This is a genomic window from Streptodolium elevatio (genome assembly GCF_053592165.1).
This window is the reverse complement of the sequence record NZ_JBSFVE010000002.1, coordinates 496,380-514,324: the sequence shown is the minus strand read 5'-3', so window position 1 is coordinate 514,324 and position 17,945 is coordinate 496,380. Positions and strand designations below refer to the sequence as shown.

Here is a 17,945-nt window from a genome sequence, read left to right as displayed (position 1 = left end):
ATGACCCACGACGCAGGGACCGCACCGACCCGCGGCCTCGGCAGCCGCCTCCTCGACCGTATGTTCGCGCGCGGCACCGTCACCGAGGTCGAGCAGATCGCGGCACGGATGCGCCGCGTACGGATCGGCGGTGAGGGCGTGGCCGGTCTCGCCTGGACACCGGGCCAGCAGGTACGCCTCCACGTCAACGAACTCTTCGCCGCCTCCTCCTGGAAACCGGGGGCGCTCGGCGACGTACTGCGCACCTACTCGGTGTGGGACTACGACGCGTCCGGCGTGCTCGACCTGTGCGTGTTCGACCACGGCGGCACCGGCCCGGGCGGGCGCTGGGGCCGCGAGGCGGAACCCGGCCTGAGCGTGCGGCTGGGCAAGCCCGAAGGGTCGATGACACCGCGCCGGGAGGCGGCGTACCACGTGTTCGTAGGCGAGGAGACCGCCCAGGTTGCCTTCGGCCCGATGCTCGCCGCGCTCGGCGACGACGCGCGGGTGTTCGGGGCGGTGGAGACCGCCACCGAGGACGACCGCCTGCCGCTGCCGCGGGCCGACGGCATCGCCTGGACCGAGCGCGGCGACCGATCGGCCGCGTCCTCCGACAGCCTGGTGGAATCGGTACGCGGGCTCGCGCTGCCGGACGAGCCCGGCGTCGCCTACGTCGCGGGCGAGGCACGCACCGTGCAGGCGGTACGCGCGCACCTGGTCCGCGACCGCGGCTGGCCCCGCCGGTCAGTGCTGGTCAAGCCGTTCTGGACGCCGGGCAAGAAGGGCATGGAGTAAGGAGTCCACCGCCCACCGGCAGCCCGGACACGCCTGCCCGCGCGACCCCCGTACGGCATGATCGGAACTCACCGAACAGCCGCGCCACGAGGCATACGGCACCGTCGCCGTCTTCCGCGACCTCTACGGCAATCGCTGGGACCTCATCCAACCCGCCCCCACCCCAGATCCGCCCACGTAACGTCCCCGGCCCCCGCACCGCCCCGGCACGTCGCCGCTCTTCCCCCGACAGCTCGCGCTGTCGGGGAACGGGCTGCTCAGAGGTCGGCTTCGCGGGCGGTGCAGGTTTGGGTCAGGCGGTCGAAGGTGGCGGTGAGGACGGCGCGGCGTTCGTCCTTGTAGGCGGGGGAGGGGCCCAGGCCGTCGATGGTGCTTTCCCAGACGGCCATGAAGGCGGTCTTCCACTCCGCCACGACCGCCGCCTTCGGCAGTTCCGTGCCGACGTGGCCCTGCTGGGCGAGGAGGTGGAGGATCTCGAGGTTGCACGGCACCGCGACCCCCCAGTACTCGTCGGGTTCGATCTCGACCGGATCGCCGGCCATCGCCTCGGTGACCTCGGTGATCAGGCGTGCCATGACGTCCGCCAGGTGGTCCGCCGCCGTGTCGCTGTCGAAGTTGCCGCTGCCCCACGTACCCACGATTCTCCTTCGGATTGACGGTCGGCGGCGACTGTACGTCGTCGGTGCGACAGCCACCGCTCCCGCCTCGTGGTCGGTTGCGTCCTGCGGCCCGGGCGTGAGAAATCAGGCCGGACCGGGATGCACCCAGGTGACGAGGCGGTGTTCGCGTCCCTTGGACATCTCGACCACCGGCTCCGCACCGTCGGGTACGAACCCGGTCGCCCGCGCCACCGCCGAACTCGCGTCGTTGTCGTGGTCGATGCGCAGCACGACGCGCGTCATGCCGAGCGTGCCGTACGCGAAGTCGGTCAACAGCCGGACAGCGCGCGACGCGAGGCCCCGCCCGCGGTACTTGGGGTTGATGCCGTAGCCGAGTTCGGCGCCGCCCGGGTGGTGCGCGTCGGGGAACATCAGTACCTCGCCGAGTGCGAGCCCGCCGTCCTCGGTCACCGCGAGGCACAGGCGCGTACCGGACACCCGGTCCGTCTCGGCCCGTGCCAGCCGGTCGGCGGCGGCCGCGTCGTCGAACGGCGACGGCAGCGGCGTCCAGCGGTCCACCTCGGGGTTGTCGAACGCGTCGCGCATCGCGGGCAGGTCCTCGCGCAGCCACTCGCGCAGGACGAGACCGAGTCCGGCCACGCGTACCGGGGCGTCCGGAAGCGGCAGCACGACGGGGGCGGGCGGGCGCGCCGAGAAGGCGGGGGAGGCGGGCGAGGTCATGGAGCCGATCCTGTCATCCCGGACGGCGGATCGCCCTTGATCCTTCCGCCGGTATCCGGTCTGCTGTCCGCCGGTGCGGCCGCACGCCCCGGATCCCCCGGGACGGCCGTTCCAGAGGGAGGACGGGCACATGGGCTTCGACCAGGAGACCGTCGACTACGTCGGCGTCACGCGGCTCCAGGCGTGGTACGCCGACGCGGTCAGCCGCCGCGCGTGGGCCGAGTTCGCGGACATCTTCGACCCCGCCGCCGTCGTGGTGGTCGACACCGGGGTCGGCGAACCGCTGCGGCTGGCGGGTCCCGACGGTGTCTCCGGGTTCATCTCGGGGGCCATCGAGCGCTTCGAGTTCTTCCAGTTCGTGCCGCTCAACGCGCGCGTGGAGACGTCGGTCGGCGGCGACCCGGACGCGGCCGAGGGCCGTCTGTACATCTGCGAACTGCGGCAGGACCGCGAGAACGGGCACTGGACCAACGCGTTCGGCGTCTACCACGACCAGTACCGGCGCGAGCCGCGGACGAACCGCTGGCGCTTCACGCACCGGCGCTACCAGTCGCTCGCCCGGACGACCGGCCGCGCCGAGGTGTTCGCGTTCCCGCACCACCTTGCGCCGGGCGGGCTCGGCGCGGTCACGGACTGACGGGCGACGGGCGCCGACGGGTGATTTGACGTACCGTCAGCTCTTGCAACACCGGGCGGACCGGCACATGATCGGCTCCACCGGACACGTGGGGCTACGTAGGGCAGGGAGCGGCGGCGATGGCGGGACGGTTCGAGGGCAAGCGCGTACTGGTGACCGGAGCTTCGTCGGGCATCGGCGCCGCGACGGCGGTCGCGTTCGCCCGCGAGGGCGCCACCGTGGGGCTCGCCGCACGGCGCGCCGACCGGCTCGCCGAGGTGCTGGCCGAGTGCCGCGAGCACGCGCCGGGCTCGGCCGGCCTGCCGGTCGCGCTGCCCGTCGACCTGGCGGACCTGGACGGCATCGAGGCCTTCGCCGCCGACGCCGCCAAGCAACTCGGCGGTGTGGACGTCCTCGTCAACAACGCCGGCATCCCCAAGCGCCGGCGCGCCGCCAAGCTGACCCCCGAGGACCTGCGCGAGGTCATGGCGGTCAACTTCGAGGCGCCGGTACGCCTGACCGCCGCGCTGCTGCCCGGCATGCTGGAACGCGGTCACGGACACGTCGTCAACCTGTCCAGCATGGGCGTCCACATGTTCAGCATGGGCGCGGGCGCGTACGCGGCGTCGAAGGCCGCCGTCGAGCTGTGGACCGAGGCGCTCTACCTCGAACTCGCCGGAAGCGGCGTGTCCGCACACCTTCTCGTGCCTGGGACCACCGCCACCGAGTTCAGCCGCGAGCGCGACAACAACGACCCGCCCTTCCCCGTCGACCCCGCCACCGCCGCGACGCCGGAACAGGTCGCGTCGGCGCTGCTGGACTGCCTGGGCACGGACGTGTTCGTCACGTACGCGACCGAGCGCGACGCGGCCACCGCACGGGCCAAGAACGCCGACCCCAACGGGTTCCTGGGCGACTTCCTGACCAAGATGGGACGCCGCTGACGCGGGCCGACCCGGCGCGTTCCCGACGGAGCGCACACGGCGATATGGGAGACTCGCCCGATACGCCACGCGATCTCGGGGAGGACCAGCCGGTGAGCACCAGGGAACTGCCGTACCGTCAGATTCGGCAGTCGGCCAAACTCGCCGGCGTCTGCTACGACATCCGCGGTCCCGTCCTGGACGAGGCCAAGCGGATGGAGGACGAAGGCCACCGCATCCTCAAGCTCAACATCGGCAATCCCGCGCCGTTCGGCTTCGAGGCTCCCGGCGAGATCCTGCACGACATGATCCTCGGGCTGCCGTCCGCGCAGGGGTACTGCGACTCCAAGGGGCTGTTCCACGCCCGGCGCGCGGTCGTGCAGCACTACCAGGAGCGCGGCATCCACGGGGTGGACGTCGAGGACGTCTACCTCGGCAACGGCGTCTCCGAGCTGATCGTGATGGCCCTCCAGGCACTGCTGGACGACGGCGACCAGGTCCTCGTGCCCGCCCCCGACTACCCGCTGTGGACCGCGGCCGTCTCGCTCTCCGGCGGCACCCCCGTGCACTACCTGTGCGACGAGAGCGCCGACTGGTTCCCGGACCTCGACGACATCGCCGCGAAGATCACCGACCGCACGCGCGCGATCGTCGTGATCAACCCGAACAACCCGACCGGGTCCGTCTACTCGCGCGAACTCCTGGACGGCATCGTCGATCTGGCGCGCCGCCACGGCCTGCTGCTGCTCGCCGACGAGATCTACGACAAGATCCTGTACGACGACGCGGTGCACGTCCCCCTCGCGTCGCTGGCGCCGGACCTGCTGTGCCTGACGTTCAACGGGCTGTCCAAGGCGTACCGGGTGGCGGGGTTCCGCTCCGGGTGGCTCATGCTGTCCGGCCCGAAGACGCACGCGGAGAACTACATCGAGGGCCTGAACATCCTCGCCAACATGCGGCTGTGCGCCAACGTGCCCGCGCAGCACGCGATCGCGACGGCGCTGGGCGGCCACCAGAGCATCCGCGAACTGATCCTCCCGGGCGGGCGACTGCTCGCGCAGCGCGACAAGGCGTACGAACTCCTCACCGCCATCCCGGGCGTCACCTGCGTCAAGCCGCGCGGGGCGTTGTACGCCTTCCCGCGCATCGACCCCGAGGTGTGCCCGATCGTCGACGACGAGAAGTTCGTCCTGGACCTGCTGCTGCAGGAACGCATCCTGGTCGTGCAGGGCACCGGCTTCAACTGGCCGACCCCGGACCACTTCCGCATCGTGACGCTGCCGCACGTCGACGACCTCGACGACGCGGTCACGCGGATCGGGAAGTTCATCGGGTCCTACCGGCAGTGACCCGCGCGCCGGGACCCGCGCTCAGAGACCGCTCAGAGGCCCGCGCCGAGCGTCGTACCGCCCGGTGACAGGCGTCCCTCGGGCGCGCCAGGACGCGTGCTAGGTTCCCGATCATGAGCACCGAATGGCCCGCCCACCTGCCCGTAGGCTCCGTGCGCTTCGCCCGGCCCACCGCCCGCTACGACGAGGTGGTGGCCTTCTACGCGGATGCGCTCGGGCTGCCGGTGCTGGCCCGCTGGCGTGGCGACGACGGCCACGCGGGGTACGACGGCGTGCTGGTCGGGCTGCCGGGCGCGGCGGTGCACCTGGAGATCACCCAGCACGGCAACCCGCCGGTGATCCCGGAACCGCACCCGGAGAACCAGCTCGTGCTGTACATGTCCGGTCCGGACGCGGTGGCCGCGGCGACGGCCCGGCTGGGCGCCGCGGGGCACGAGCCGGTGGCCGCCGCCAACCCGTACTGGCCGGAGCGCGGCTGCGTCTGCTTCGCGGACCCGGACGGCTGGATCATCGTGCTCGCGCCGTGGGTCTTCGGCGTCGACCCGGTGCCGGCTCCGGTACCGACGGCCTGATCCGGCCTGATCCGACCTGACCTGATCTGGGGTGATCTGGTGTGGTCAGCCTTGGTCCGACCCGGCGATCTTGACCGCGCCGCTCGCCGGGATCCGCAAACCGCCCTACGTCGGGCGGAGTTGCGGGTCCCGGCGTGCACCGTTCCACGCGCCCGGATTCGGACCCGGATTCCGACTCAGGGGAGCTTCTTGACCCCGGGGACGATCCGCTCGCCGAAGAACGCGGCCTGCTCCAGGAATTCCGCGCGGGTGCGGGCCGGGAGCGCGATGGTCACGCCGGTCACGCCGGCCGCCGCCTGCTCGGCGAGGTCCTCGACAACCGCGTCGGCGTCGATGTCGGCGCCCGAGAACATACTGAGCCCGCGCGGCATGAAGATGACGTCGATGGGGTCGGTGCGCCCGACGGACTCGGCGTACTCGCGCGCGTAGTCGAGACGTGCGCGCAGGTCGTCGAGCGACTCGATGCCAGGCGTCTTGAGGCTCTTGGACGCCTTGGCCGGCGCGGGCATCGGCAGCCAGCCGTCGCACAGGTCGACGACCCGGCGGATCGCCCGCTTGCTGTTGCCGCCGACCCACACCGGGATCCGCTGCTGGGCGGGGCGCGGCAGCATCGTGTTGCCGACCGCGGTGTACCCGGTGCCCTCGAACGTCACCGACTCGCCGGTCCACGCGGCGCGCATCGCCCGCAGCGCCTCGTCGAGATAGTCGTTGCGGCCCTCGAACTCGGCGCCCAGGGCCGCGAACTCGGGTTCCAGGTAGCCGGCTCCGACACCCAGGATCACCCGGCCGTTCGACAGCGCGTCGAGCGACGAGATCATCTTCGCGGACACGAACGGGTTGCGGTACGCGGGCACGAACAGGTTCGTATGCATCCGCAAAGTGGTGGTGGCCGCGGCGGCGAACGACAGCGTCACCATCGGGTCCAGCGTGTGGTGGCCGCCGTGCGCGAGCCAGGTGTCCCCGGGGAAGGGGTGGTCGGTGGTGAAGACCGCGTCGAAGCCCGCCGTCTCGGCGGCACGGGCCATCTCCATGACCGCCTCGGCGCTGATCAGATCGGCACCGGCGTCGACCAGATGGGTCGGGAGACCAAGCGAGAGGAACATGGGCCGACGCTAGCAGGCATCTGACGATCCGTCAGGAGCGGGCCGCGAGTTGTCTCGCGCGAGGCGGATGCGAGGCGGGCACGGGCGTACGGCCGCTGCCTCGCGGCCTCAGCGAACCGGGCGGCGGGGAGACGCGGGGGCCGCGGGCGACTGGGCGGGGCCGACCCCCGGTTCGCCGCCGCGTTGCCGGGGAGCGCCGGGAGGCGCGGCGGTCGCGGCATCGGAGCCCGGATCGGCAGACGGCCCGGTCACGGGCCCGCCTGAGGGCTCGGCGCGGGCCTCGGGCCGCGGCTCTGTGTCCGTTCCGGGCTCATGGTCCGCACGCGCGTCCGGATGCGTGCCCGGGGCGGCTTCTCCGGTCGTCTCCGCGTCCGCTTCGCGGTCCGCCACCGCGCCCGACGGCGGCTGGGTGGTTTCGGTGGTTTCGGCGGATTTGGCGTCCTCCGCGGGTCCCGCGATCTCCCGAGTCTCCGGGGGAGTCGGCGGCTCGGCCTCGTCACGGTAGCCGTCGGCCCCCGCTTCGGCGGCAACCGCCGTCGGGGCCGCCGCGTCCCCGGGGTGGCCCTGGTCGCCGGACCCCGCGTACCAGGGGGTCTCCGGGTCGGCCGCGTCGGCGGCACGTTCGGCGGCGTTGCGGGCCTTGGCGCCCCGCAGGGCGAGGACCACGACGCACATCAGCGCCAGGTACCCGGCCACACCGACCCCGAGCCAGACCCACACAGTGCTCTCCCTCGCGAATCCGGCAGGCGTGCCCGTACGTCACGGTGCGACGGCTCGGTCACCCTCGGTGTCCCGACGATCTTAGGGCGTTTCCGGACACACCCCGATCATCGGAGGCCGCGGGTCGCGCGGTGTCCGCCGCATGGTGCCGGGGCGCGGCGGGCCTACCTGCCGGAGTTCGTGCCGTGTTCGCTCATGGCACTTGCCCGAAATGTACCCGGATAAGGGCCGTCAACCCCTGTGGCGGGAAAGGGAGTTCCGGGTGTCGTTCGGACGGCTGCGGGGGCCGTCCCGCGAGCGCGGCCGACGCGGTCGGCAAGTGCCGCAAAACGGGTGAATCACTGCGAGGAAAGTCGGGGTTGCATCGTGAGCGTGTTCCGATATATCGTTGAAACATCGCGAAGGGTTCGCGATATGAAGGAGAGCCATCATGCATGCCAAGAAGCACCGCCCCGCATGGGGCGACCGAGAGATGCGACGTCCGGCGTTCGGCCCGTGGGGCCCCGACCCCTCGTGGGGTCCGGGCGGCTTCGGGCGGGGCCACGGCGGCCACGGCCCGCGCGGCCGGGGACGCGGCCGGGCCCGGCGCGGCGACGTCCGCGCCTCGATCCTGGCCCTGCTGGCCGAGCGGCCGATGCACGGCTACGAGATGATCCGCGAGATCGCCGAGCGCACGCAGGACGCGTGGAAGCCGAGCCCCGGCTCCGTCTACCCCACGCTCCAGCTGCTCGAGGACGAGGGCGTCATCGCCGGTGAGGAGTCCGGCGGCAAGAAGCTGTTCTCGCTCACCGACGCCGGCCGCGAGGAGGCCGCCGCGCAGCCCGAGGGCGCAGCCCCGTGGGATGCCGTCAACCAGGGCTTCGACCGCGAGGCGTTCCACGAGGTCCGCACCGCCGTCTTCCAGGTCGGCGACGCACTGCGCCAGGTCATGGCGACCGGCAGCGAGGACCAGCGGGCCAAGGCCCTGGAGGTCATGGCGGACGCCCGCAAGCGTCTGTACCTGATCCTGGCCGAGGCCGACTAACCGTGGGCGCGCGAGACGTGCCGCCCCGCCGGGGCACCGCCCCTGGGACGGCCGTGCGCGGGACGGAGAAGCGGTGAGCCGGGACCGGCTGAAGGGTCCCGGCCACCCGCACTCTTTGTCGCGGACCGCCGCAGCACCCGCCTCCGCGACCGGCTTCGACCGCCGCCCCGGTCCCCTCGCCGTCGGCGTCAGCCTCGGCCTGGGTCTCGGCCTCGGGGTCTACGCGTGCCCGGTGCCGTCGGGGCGCAGCGCACCGGCAGCCCCGAAACGGGCCGCCTCCGCCTCTGCGTCCGAGTCGGGCGCCTCGCTCACGCCGTCCGGTACACCGACCGGATCGCCCGGACCTCGTCCGGAACCATCGGCGCGGCCGGGAGCCCCCGGGCCGACAGACGCCGCTTGACCGACCGGGCGATGCCCGATCCCAGCACGAAGTGCGTTTCCGTCGCCGCCCGTTCCTGCCCCGCCTCCAGCGCGAGGGCGCCGCGGCTCGTCACGCCCGTGCCGTGCAGGTCCAGATAGACCAGCGCGTGTCCGCGCTCGGCCAGCACCCCGGCAATCCGCCCCGTCGCCGCGTCGTCCAGGCGGTTCGACGCCGCGCCGAGGAAACCGGATGCGCGTACGCCGCCGACCGACAGCACCGCCACGCCCGCGTCGACCGCGGCCGCGACCAGCGCGGCCACCGCGTCGGGGCCGGCCCCGTTGTCGCCGACGGCGAGGCGCCGCAGGCGGCCCGGTGCGGTACGCGCGGCGCGGGCGAGCCCCGTACGCAGCGCGAGGAGGCCGGCGTCGCCGAGTGCCGTGGCCGAGACGTACAACTCCCGCAGCCCGCAAGGGTCTCCGAGCAATCGGGCGAGCACCGTACCGGCCTCCGGGCCGAGCCGGTTGCCGGTCAAAAAGAGCCGCTCGACGCGGTGTACGCCTTGCGGGGGAGCCGTCAGCACGTCCACCAGCTCCGGCAGATCGGCCGCGGTCAGGCCGGTCTGCACGAGGTCGGCGGTCGTGAGCGGCGTACCGTCGCGGACCAGTGCCGCGACGGTACGCGCGCCCGCCCCGCCCAACGGATTGCGTTTGAGCCAAAGGCCCGAGACACCGGGCCGGTCGCGTAACGCCGCCGTGATCCCGTCCGCGCCTTCGGGGCCGATCAGGTTGCACCCCAGGTACACGGTGTCGACCCCGGCCCCGGCGGCAGCGTGCGCCACCGCGACGGCACCCGCGTCGCCCAGCAGGTCGGTGCCCATCAGCAGATGCCGCACCGGCCCGCCCGGGCGCAGCGCCGCGGCCACCACGCGCCCGCCGTCCGGTCCGAGGTCCTGCTTGCACAGGTCCAGGCGACCGTCCGGAAGCAGCGTCCCGACCGGGAAGTCGAGGCGCCCGGCGACCGGCCCGTCCTGCGCGAGCCGGGACAGGAGCGGCGCCAGGTCGGCGCCGTCGGAGCGGTCCCGGGTCACCACGGCGCCACCGCGTAGTCCTTGAGGAAGCACCCGAACGGCGGCTCCGCGCCCGGGTCCTGCTCGCCGCGCACCACCGGGTCGTATACGCGTGCCGCGCCGTCCACGATGTCGAGCGGCGTGCGGAACCCGGCACGCGCCACCCGCTCCCGGTCCGGGAACGGCTTCTCGTCGGTGATCCACCCGGTGTCCACACTCGTCATGTAGACGCCGTGTCGCGCCAGATCCTCCGCGCTCGTGCGCGTGAGCATGTTGAGCGCGGCTTTCGCCATGTTCGTGTGCGGGTGGCCGGGGGCCTTGTAGTGCCGCGTGAACTGCCCTTCGACGGCAGAGACGTTGACGATGTAGCGGCGTGCGTACGGCGACTCGAGCATCAGTGGCAGGAGGCGGCTCACCAGCAGGAACGGTGCGGTGACGTTCACGAGTTGCACCTCCAGCAGCTCGACCGGGTCGATCTCGTGCACTCGCCTCGACCACGAGTTCGCGGGCGAGGTGTCGGGGAGCAGTCCGGCGGCATCGAGGGGCAGTGCCAACCCGCCTGCCGCGGACACGAGTTGCGGCAGCGGTTTGTCGGCGCCTCCGGGTGCCGCCGGCGCGACCGCGGTGACCGGCTCGAAGGCCGCGGCGCCGAGTGCCGCGCGCTCGGCCGCGAGCAGCGGGGCGTACGACTCCGGGGGACGCCGCACGGTCTGCGCGGCGTTGTTGACGAGGATGTCCAACGGGCGTCCTTCGGCCACGAGTTCGTCGCACCACGCGATCAGCCGGCCCGGGTCCCGCAGGTCGATCGGGACGACGGTCAGCCGGTCGAACCACGCGCCGTGGTCGGGTACCGCCGCGAAGCGGGTCCGCGTGTCGTGCGGGAACCGCGACGTGACGATCACCTCGGCTCCGTCGCGCAGCAGCTTGAGCACCAGCTCGAAACCGATCTTGACGCGACCGCCGGTGACCAGCGCACGGCGCCCGGCCAGGTCGGCGCGGGCCCGGCGGCGCACCCGGTTCTCGTGGGCGCAGCGCGGGCACAGCTGGTGGTAGAAGGCGTCGATCACGCTGTAGATGCGCTTGCAGACGTAGCAGCGCTGCCCGGGGACGGTGCCCACGGGTCCGGGGTCGGCCGCCGAATCGTCGAGCGGCTCGTCGTCGACGCGGTCGTCGGCGCCGGTCGCGGTACGCGCGAACACCTCGGCGCGCTCGGCGGCACGCGTGCGCTTCCGCTCGGCGCGGCGCCGTTTGCGGCCCGAGTTCACGAAGGCCGTGACCGCCAGCTCGATGCGGCGGCGCACCGGGTCGTCGGGGGCCAGGTCCTCCAGCGCGGCCAGTTGTGCCAGGCACGCGTCCAGCGCGGTGCCCGGACCCGGGTTGTGGGCCGTCGGGTTGCGCGCGGCCCCGTCGGTCGTTGCCCCCGGGGCGGTCGTCGTGGTCGGGGTATGGATGGACGGCACCACAGGGGGTGCCGGAGTCGTCTCGGTCAACGCGGCGCTCCCCTTGGGGTAGTGGACGGTCGGAGCGGCCGGTACCTACGGCTCTGCGGGATCGGGGCGCCGTGCCCCGGCCGGTGCTGCGTGCGTCATGGCGGTCGCCTTCTGTCGGTCGTGCGGCCAGGTCTGTTGTGCTCGTGTGTTCGTGTGCTCGTGCCCGGAGGCGACCGTACGGCCGCCGGTGGGCCCGGCCGGGATCGAACCGGCGTCCTCCCGTTCTTGAGACGGGCGCGACGACCACTGCGCTACGGACCCGCGCGTGCCGTCAAGGTACCGGCGCAAAGCCGCTCCGGGCACCGGGATTTCCCCCGGCCGCAGCGGCCCCGCCAGGCACAACGGCAGCGCACTCGCGCCCGCAGTGGGCCCGGCCGGACTCGAACCGGCGTCCTCCTGATGAGAAGTCAGGCGCGTCGGCCGCTGCGCTACGGGCCCACTGCGTGGGGGAGCCTACCGGGGCGGGTACGGTCGGCGCGGCGCGGTGTGTTCCGCAGGCGCCGGGGCATCGACCGCCCGGCCCGGGGCCGCGCCGACGCAACGTACGCCGAACCACCGGGAGCCCGTCGATGACCACCGCCGAGAACTGGACCACCGCGGCGGACCTCGCCGCCGCACGCGAGCGCTTCGAGGCGGCCATTCCCGGGTGGCGGACACCCGCCGCGTTCGGCATGGGCACGGTGGCTTCCGGGACCGACGCGGAAGCGGACGGCGCGGCCGCGGAGTTCCCGGTGGCCAACGCCGGGGGAGCCGCACTCTCGGCGGTGGTACTGGCGACGGCGTGCGGCCACCGGACGGGCACCGCGTCGTACGACCTGACCGTCGACCAGGTGGGGCGAGCGGTGGAGCTGCTGGCCCCGGCCGAGGGGTACACCGCGGTTCCGCACCCCAACATGGCCGCGTGGCGCGCCGTCCTCGCGCGGCTGCGCGCGGGCGACCGAGGGGTCCGGGCCGTGGCCGTGTTCGTCGCGGACCTCGCCGACCCGGTGGCCGATGCGCACGACGCGGCGTTGCGCGCGGGGATCTCCGCCGACGGGCCGTGACCGCGACCACGATCGGTCGATAGGGTGCGGTTTCCGTGCAGGTTCCGGTCGGCGCCTCGAACATTTCGAGGCGATTTCCGGCCATGAACCGACAAGCGGTTCACATGTGACGCGACATCAACGGCTCAAGCGACAAAAGCCATATCAGCGACAACAGGGGTTCGTTCATGGCCAGGCGGGGAACGCCGCGGTTCAGTTGTCTGTCGATGGTCGTCGTCACGGTGCTGGTGGTCGGCCTGGTCGTCGCGGGCGTGGTGGTCACCCTCAGGGTCGAGGCGCGCCGCGACCTCAAGCGCACCGAACGCCTCGCCCTCGAACACGCCCGGCACTGGGCCGGGATCGTGGCCGGGTCCATGGACGCCGGCGCGTCGCCGCTGGGCGACTCGCTGCGCCTGGACTTCTGGGAGGTCAAGGTGCGCGTGGTGACGCTGGACCGCGCGGCCGAAGGCATCAAGGGCATCGTGAAGGCCGAGGAAGAGCGCACGACGACCTTCGGCAAGTCGACGATCTACCGCTGCTTCACGTACGACATACCGGTGCAGGCCAGACCGACCGGACGCTTCGACGTCCTGCCGGTGGCCTGCCCTCCGGAACTGCCCGTCGTCGGCGGAACCTGACCGCTCGTCTCAGGGCAGGAACCTGACCGCTCGTCTCAGAGCAACTGCCCGTACCCGCGCATCGGGTACGGGGACCGCGCCTCGCGGGCCGCGGCGTCGATCTCGTCGAAGAACGTCTGGTTCGGCAGCGCACCCACCAGCTTCTTCCCGTTGACGAAGAACGTCGGGGTCATCTCCGCCCCCGCAGCGACGCCCTCGGCCACGGTGTCGTCCACCGCCTGCCGAGCCGCGGGGCTTGCCATGTCGGCCGCGAAGCGGTCCAGATCCGGTACGCCCGCCGCCCGTGCGTACCCGAGCGGGGTGCTCTCCGCCGCCGGGGTGTAGGCGCCCGCCTGGTAGGCGGAGTTGTGGAACTCCCAGAAGCGCCCCTGCTGTGCCGCCGCCCAGGCCGCCCGGGCCAACTCGTCGGACCCCTCGCCCCGGATCGGGAAGTTGCGGAACTCGATGCGCAGCACGCCCGCGTCGACGTACCGGCTGACGATCTCCGGCCCGGTGTCGCGGGCGAAGCGGGTGCAGTAGCCGCACAGGAAGTCGGCGTACTCGACCATCACCACCGGCGCGTCCGCGCGCCCGACGGCCATCGGGTCGTTCGTGGCCACGGGCGAGGCCGGGCGTACGAACGGCGTCGAGTACGCCGCCGCCGGCACCGCGTCGCGGCGCGGGTGGCTCTCGATCGGCGCGGTGGGCGTCTCGCCCGGGGACGTGCCGCCCGTCGGCGCCGATCCGGCCTGCGCGAACTGCGCCAAAATGCCCATCACCACAGCCAGCAGGCCCACGGCCGCCACGGCCACGACCCGGCGGCGGTACGCCCGCGAGGTCGGACCCTCCTCGGCTCCCAGAATGATCCGCATCGATGTGCCGCCTTCCGTAGGGGTCGTCGCACAGCGCGCAGCACAACGACGGCGGACCCCGAAGAGTCACGCAGGCGCCACGCAGATTGCGCCGCCCGGGGCCGAGGCGCCCTACAGGTCGCGCCTGCGGACCACCGGCATCGCGATCAGCACGGCCATCGCGGGCCACGTGGCGAGCACGATCCACGACTCCGCGACGGTCATCGGGTACTCGGCCAGCCGGGCCATCGAGTCCGGCCCCACCAGCCGGTCCCACGCGCTGGTCGGCGCCGCGTGCTTGAGCGCCGCCGTCCAGGGCCGCCGGTCGTCCAGGAAGGACGGCAGCACGATCAGCAGCAGGATCGTCGCCACCACCGTCGTCGCGGCATGCCGGACGACCACTCCCAGGCACATGCCGACCAGCGCCGACACCGGGGCGAGCAGCGCGGACGCGGCCAGCGCGCGCAACGTCGCGGGGTCCGTGACCGGCACGCCCGCGCCTCGGCTCCCCAGGATCGCGCGCGTCACGCCGAGCGACGCCGCGGCCACCACCGCGCCGAACACCGTCATCAGCGCGGCCAGCACGGCCGCCTTCGCGGCGATCACGGACTGCCGTGCGGGGACCGCGGCATAGACGGTACGCACCATCCCCGTGGCGTACTCGCTCACGACCGCAAGCGCGCCGACGGTCCCGCACGCCAGCACGAGCAGCATGGCCGCGTTGGTGCTGAAGGCGTCCCGCAGCGCGGTGACCTCGACCACGAACCGGCGCGCCTCCGCGTCGTAGTGCGGCCAGTTCGCGTAGTCGGCGTAAGCGGCGTTCGCGTTGAGCGCGAGCACCGTGGCCGCGGTGACCAGCAGCACCCAGGGCGTCGAGCGCAGCGACCACAACTTGATCCACTCGGCCGCCGCCAGGTCGCGGAAGCGGGCGCGGGGCTCCGGCCGCGGAGCGGAGCGGTACGTCGTACGGGACTTCGGACCGGGCGCCGGGCCGGGCTCCCGTCCGTCGCCCGAGCGGGCGGCCGAACAGGTTTCCGGGCGGGCGTCCGAACGGGCCCCCGCACCAGCCTCCGAACGAGCCTCTGAGCGGGGCACTTTGCGCAGCGCGGGCCCGGCGCCCTCGGATGCCGCCGGGCGGGAGGCCGTCCCCGTCATCGCTCACCGCCTGCGGTGAACTGGACGCGGTCACCGGTCATTTCCACGAACGCCTCCTCAAGTGACGACGCGCGCGCCGCCAGTTCCTCCAGGACGACCCCGCCCGCAGCCGCGACGCGGCCGACCTGGGCGGCGGTCAGTCCCGTCACGGCCATCCGCCCCGCGGCCTCGGACCGCACCGTCGCGCCCTCGGCGGACAGCAGCACGGCCAGCGCGTCGGGGTCCGGCGTACGCACCACCACGCTCGGCCGCCGTCCCCGCGCCGCGAACTCCGCGACGCCCTCTGCCGCGATCAGCGCCCCGCGCCCGATCACGACCAGCCGATCGGCGGTGTTCTCCATCTCGCTCATCAGATGGCTGGAGACGAACACGGTCCGCCCCTCGGCGGCCAGGCGCCGGAACAGTCCGCGCACCCACAGCACACCCTCGGGATCCAGGCCGTTGACCGGCTCGTCGAACAGCAGCACGGGCGGATCACCCAGCAGCGCCGCCGCGATGCCGAGGCGCTGCCGCATGCCCAGCGAGAACCCGGCGATCCGCCGGTCCGCCGCCGCGGACAGCCCGACCTCCTCCAACACCTCGTCCGCGCGGCGGCGCGGGATCGCGTTGCTCCGCGCGAGCACCCGCAGGTGCGCCGAGGCCGTGCGTCCGCCGTGCACGTCGTGGGCGTCGAGGAGGGCGCCGACGTGCCGCAGCCCGCGCGGGCGGTCGCGGAACGGGCGGCCGTCGACCAGCGCGGTGCCGCCGGTCGGCGCGTTCAGGCCGAGGATGAGCCGCAGCGTCGTGCTCTTGCCCGCGCCGTTGGGTCCCAGGAAGCCGGTGACCTGGCCGGGACGGACCGTGAAGGTCAGCCGGTCGACGGCAGTGGTGCCGTCGAATCGCTTCGTCAACTCGTGGACTTCGATCATGCCGTCCACGGTGCCGCCACAGCGTGCACGCGGGCATCGGGCCGTGGGCCACAGTAGTCGGCCCGGGAGGTGGCCTCCGGGCGTACGCCCCCAGGCCAATGCCACTGAACAGGGCAAACGTCTACGATCTGGCTGTGCCGACCGAACCGGAGACCCCGTCCGCCCGCCGCCTGCCGCCGCCCGGCGTGTGGACGGCGCCGCTGCTGTGCGCGCTGGTCGGCGCGGCCGTGATCGTGCCCACGACTCCGGACGGCGCGCTCGACGGCGACCTGGTCCTCGGCTTCGCGGGGCCGGGGCCGGCTCTCGTGCTACTCGTCACGGCCGTCGGTTTGGCGCCCCTGACCCTGCTGCGCCGCCGCCCGCTGCCGGTGCTCGCCGCGCTGCTGGTCGCCCTGATGGCGATACCTGCCGTCATCGGTGAACGCGGCGTCGCCGTCCCGCAGGTCCTCGCGGTGCAGGCCGCGGTCGCCCACATCGCCGCGACGCGCGTGCGGCGGACCTCGGTCGCGGCGGCGCTCGGCACCGCGGCGGTGCTGGGCGCGTACGCCGCCGCCTGGCCGCCCGCGGGCGACCCCGGCGTGGTCCTCGTCGCCGAAATCCTGCTGGCCGCCACCGCCGTCGCGTGGGCCGCGGGCGACGCGTTGCGCCGCCGCCGCGCCGCGGACGACGAGCGCCGCGTCCGCGACACCCTTCAGGCCGTCACCGCCGAACGCCTGCGCATCGCCCGGGAGTTGCACGACATGGTCGCGCACAGCATCGGCATCATCGCCATCCAGGCCGGCGTCGGCCACCGGGTGCTGGACACGCAGCCCGAGGAGGCGCGCAACGCGCTGAAGGCGATCGAGGCGACCAGCCGGGAGGCGCTCGCCGGAATGCGGCGTACGGTCACCGCACTTCGCGCCGCCGAAGCCGAACCGGGGTGCGACCAAGGCAGCGCGGGCCGCAGCAGGTCCGAGGACCCGGTACGCGCCCCGGCGCCCGGACTCGCCGACCTCGACCGGCTCGCCGCCACCAGCGCCGACGCGGGCGTACGCGTCGAGATCTCGTGCGGCGGAGTGCCCCGGCAACTCCCGCCGGACATCGACCTGTCCGCGTACCGCATCGTCCAGGAGGCGGTCACCAACGTGATCCGGCACGCGGGGACGGATGTGTGCCGCGTCGCGGTCGACCGGGGCGACGGCGAACTGCGGCTGGAGATCACGGACGACGGGCGCGGCGGACCGCCGTCCGGGCGGGGCTTCGGCCTGACCGGGATGCGCGAGCGCGCGGCACTGCTGCACGGCGAACTGACCGCCGGACCACGGCCCGAGGGCGGGTTCCGGGTGACCGCCCGCCTGCCCCTTCCCGCGGAGAACCGATGACGATCCGTGTCGTGCTCGCCGACGACCAACCGCTCATCCGCACCGGGCTGCGAGTGCTGATCGCCGACACCCCGGACCTCGTGGTGGTCGGCGAGGCCGGAACCGGCGCGGAAGCCGTCGAGCAGGTCCACCGACTGCGGCCCGACGTCGTGGTGATGGACATCCGCATGCCCGGCACCGACGGCATCGAGGCGACCCGCCGCATCGGCGAACTGCCGGTCGACACCAGGGTCCTCGTGCTGACGACCTTCGACGACGACGATTCGGTGTACGGTGCGCTGCGCGCGGGCGCGAGCGGCTTCCTGGTCAAGGACATGGCACTCGACGACATCCTCGGGGCGATCCGCGTGGTGGCCTCGGGCGACGCGCTGATCGCGCCGAGCGTGACGCGGCGCCTGATCGGCGAGTTCGCCGCGCGCCCGGCGGCCACCGCGAAGTCCGGTGGTCAGGGCGGGGGCTCCGGGGTGCCGGGCGGCGTCACCGAGCGCGAGCGTGAGGTGCTGGTCCTCGTCGGGCGCGGGCTGTCGAACACCGAGATCGCCGCGGAACTGCACATCAGCGTCGCGACCGCCAAGGCACACGTGGCGCGGTTGTTCACCAAGCTGGCCGCCCGCGACCGCGTGCACCTGGTCATCATGGCGTACGAATTCGGCCTGGTGGCACCGTAGTTGCGCCGCCGGTTCGGGCCGACCG

General features: G+C 73.3%; 19 protein-coding genes and 2 tRNA genes. 10 read left to right on the top strand and 11 right to left on the bottom strand.

What is annotated here, in order from left to right; genetic code table 11:
* Positions 1-774 carry a siderophore-interacting protein gene (locus ACWD12_RS06490; protein ID WP_450098596.1) on the top strand — a complete coding sequence of 258 codons (774 nt, stop codon included), beginning with the start codon at positions 1-3 and terminating at the stop codon, positions 772-774.
* 257 nt (positions 775-1,031) lie between these two features.
* On the opposite strand, the gene ACWD12_RS06485 is transcribed toward ACWD12_RS06490, so the two are convergent.
* Together ACWD12_RS06485 and ACWD12_RS06480 are read right to left on the bottom strand one after the other, a co-directional pair.
* The gene (locus tag ACWD12_RS06485; RefSeq protein ID WP_450098595.1) at positions 1,032-1,412 is read right to left on the bottom strand and encodes a DUF4259 domain-containing protein; all 381 of its coding nucleotides are present in this window, start codon (positions 1,410-1,412) and stop codon (positions 1,032-1,034) included.
* Positions 1,413-1,517: 105 nt separating this feature from the next.
* Positions 1,518-2,114 (bottom strand): GNAT family N-acetyltransferase, encoded by a 597-nt coding sequence (locus ACWD12_RS06480; RefSeq protein WP_450098594.1) that lies wholly within the window; start codon positions 2,112-2,114, stop codon positions 1,518-1,520.
* Between the two features lie 130 nt (positions 2,115-2,244).
* Here ACWD12_RS06480 and ACWD12_RS06475 point away from each other — a divergent pair, with 130 nt between their 5' ends.
* The 4 genes from ACWD12_RS06475 (at position 2,245) to ACWD12_RS06460 (ending at position 5,574) form a co-directional block, all read left to right on the top strand.
* Positions 2,245-2,751 (top strand): nuclear transport factor 2 family protein, encoded by a 507-nt coding sequence (locus tag ACWD12_RS06475; protein ID WP_450098593.1) that lies wholly within the window; start codon positions 2,245-2,247, stop codon positions 2,749-2,751.
* Between the two features lie 119 nt (positions 2,752-2,870).
* Entirely contained in the window at positions 2,871-3,674 is an 804-nt protein-coding gene (locus ACWD12_RS06470; RefSeq protein WP_450098592.1) for an SDR family NAD(P)-dependent oxidoreductase, read from the top strand.
* Between the two features lie 92 nt (positions 3,675-3,766).
* Positions 3,767-5,002: a pyridoxal phosphate-dependent aminotransferase gene (locus tag ACWD12_RS06465; protein WP_358356243.1), complete on the top strand. Its 1,236-nt coding sequence runs from the start codon at positions 3,767-3,769 to the stop codon at positions 5,000-5,002.
* 113 nt (positions 5,003-5,115) lie between these two features.
* Positions 5,116-5,574, top strand: a complete 459-nt coding sequence (locus ACWD12_RS06460) for a VOC family protein (protein ID WP_358356242.1) — start codon at positions 5,116-5,118, stop codon at positions 5,572-5,574.
* A gap of 176 nt (positions 5,575-5,750) precedes the next feature.
* Here ACWD12_RS06460 and ACWD12_RS06455 read toward each other — a convergent pair whose 3' ends face one another.
* Positions 5,751-6,677, bottom strand: a complete 927-nt coding sequence (locus tag ACWD12_RS06455) for an LLM class F420-dependent oxidoreductase (RefSeq protein WP_358356240.1) — start codon at positions 6,675-6,677, stop codon at positions 5,751-5,753.
* 108 nt (positions 6,678-6,785) lie between these two features.
* The gene (locus ACWD12_RS06450) at positions 6,786-7,397 is read right to left on the bottom strand and encodes a hypothetical protein (RefSeq protein ID WP_450098591.1); all 612 of its coding nucleotides are present in this window, start codon (positions 7,395-7,397) and stop codon (positions 6,786-6,788) included.
* A gap of 430 nt (positions 7,398-7,827) precedes the next feature.
* Here ACWD12_RS06450 and ACWD12_RS06445 point away from each other — a divergent pair, with 430 nt between their 5' ends.
* A complete protein-coding gene (locus ACWD12_RS06445) occupies positions 7,828-8,421 on the top strand; it encodes a PadR family transcriptional regulator (RefSeq protein ID WP_450098590.1) in 594 nt (197 codons plus the stop codon).
* 308 nt (positions 8,422-8,729) lie between these two features.
* Here ACWD12_RS06445 and ACWD12_RS06440 read toward each other — a convergent pair whose 3' ends face one another.
* The 4 genes from ACWD12_RS06440 to ACWD12_RS06425 form a co-directional block, all read right to left on the bottom strand.
* Positions 8,730-9,872, bottom strand: coding sequence for a ribonuclease inhibitor (locus ACWD12_RS06440; RefSeq protein WP_450098589.1), 1,143 nt, complete (start codon positions 9,870-9,872; stop codon positions 8,730-8,732).
* Positions 9,866-11,338, bottom strand: coding sequence for an SDR family NAD(P)-dependent oxidoreductase (locus tag ACWD12_RS06435; protein ID WP_450098588.1), 1,473 nt, complete (start codon positions 11,336-11,338; stop codon positions 9,866-9,868). The genes ACWD12_RS06440 and ACWD12_RS06435 overlap by 7 nt, the downstream gene beginning before the upstream one ends.
* Positions 11,339-11,526: 188 nt before the next feature.
* Positions 11,527-11,599: transfer RNA gene (locus tag ACWD12_RS06430), tRNA-Leu, on the bottom strand.
* A 104-nt stretch (positions 11,600-11,703) separates the two neighbouring features.
* Positions 11,704-11,776, bottom strand: a tRNA-Arg gene (locus tag ACWD12_RS06425).
* Positions 11,777-11,907: 131 nt separating this feature from the next.
* Between ACWD12_RS06425 and ACWD12_RS06420 the strand changes: the two genes are divergently transcribed.
* Together ACWD12_RS06420 and ACWD12_RS06415 are read left to right on the top strand one after the other, a co-directional pair.
* Complete coding sequence (locus tag ACWD12_RS06420; RefSeq protein ID WP_450098587.1) at positions 11,908-12,381, top strand: hypothetical protein; 474 nt, start codon at positions 11,908-11,910, stop codon at positions 12,379-12,381.
* A 167-nt stretch (positions 12,382-12,548) separates the two neighbouring features.
* Positions 12,549-12,998 (top strand): hypothetical protein, encoded by a 450-nt coding sequence (locus ACWD12_RS06415; protein ID WP_358356229.1) that lies wholly within the window; start codon positions 12,549-12,551, stop codon positions 12,996-12,998.
* A 35-nt stretch (positions 12,999-13,033) separates the two neighbouring features.
* Here the strand turns inward: ACWD12_RS06415 and ACWD12_RS06410 are convergent, their stop codons facing one another.
* From ACWD12_RS06410 to ACWD12_RS06400, 3 genes are all read right to left on the bottom strand, one after another.
* A complete protein-coding gene (locus ACWD12_RS06410; protein WP_450098586.1) occupies positions 13,034-13,849 on the bottom strand; it encodes a DsbA family protein in 816 nt (271 codons plus the stop codon).
* 111 nt (positions 13,850-13,960) lie between these two features.
* Positions 13,961-14,983, bottom strand: coding sequence for an ABC transporter permease (locus ACWD12_RS06405; RefSeq protein WP_450098585.1), 1,023 nt, complete (start codon positions 14,981-14,983; stop codon positions 13,961-13,963).
* Positions 14,980-15,891: an ATP-binding cassette domain-containing protein gene (locus ACWD12_RS06400; protein ID WP_450098584.1), complete on the bottom strand. Its 912-nt coding sequence runs from the start codon at positions 15,889-15,891 to the stop codon at positions 14,980-14,982. The genes ACWD12_RS06405 and ACWD12_RS06400 overlap by 4 nt, the downstream gene beginning before the upstream one ends.
* Before the next feature lie 134 nt (positions 15,892-16,025).
* Between ACWD12_RS06400 and ACWD12_RS06395 the strand changes: the two genes are divergently transcribed.
* Positions 16,026-17,252 carry a sensor histidine kinase gene (locus ACWD12_RS06395; RefSeq protein WP_450098583.1) on the top strand — a complete coding sequence of 409 codons (1,227 nt, stop codon included), beginning with the start codon at positions 16,026-16,028 and terminating at the stop codon, positions 17,250-17,252.
* Positions 17,249-17,920, top strand: a complete 672-nt coding sequence (locus ACWD12_RS06390) for a response regulator (RefSeq protein WP_450098582.1) — start codon at positions 17,249-17,251, stop codon at positions 17,918-17,920. The genes ACWD12_RS06395 and ACWD12_RS06390 overlap by 4 nt, the downstream gene beginning before the upstream one ends.
* Positions 17,921-17,945: the final 25 nt, after the last annotated feature.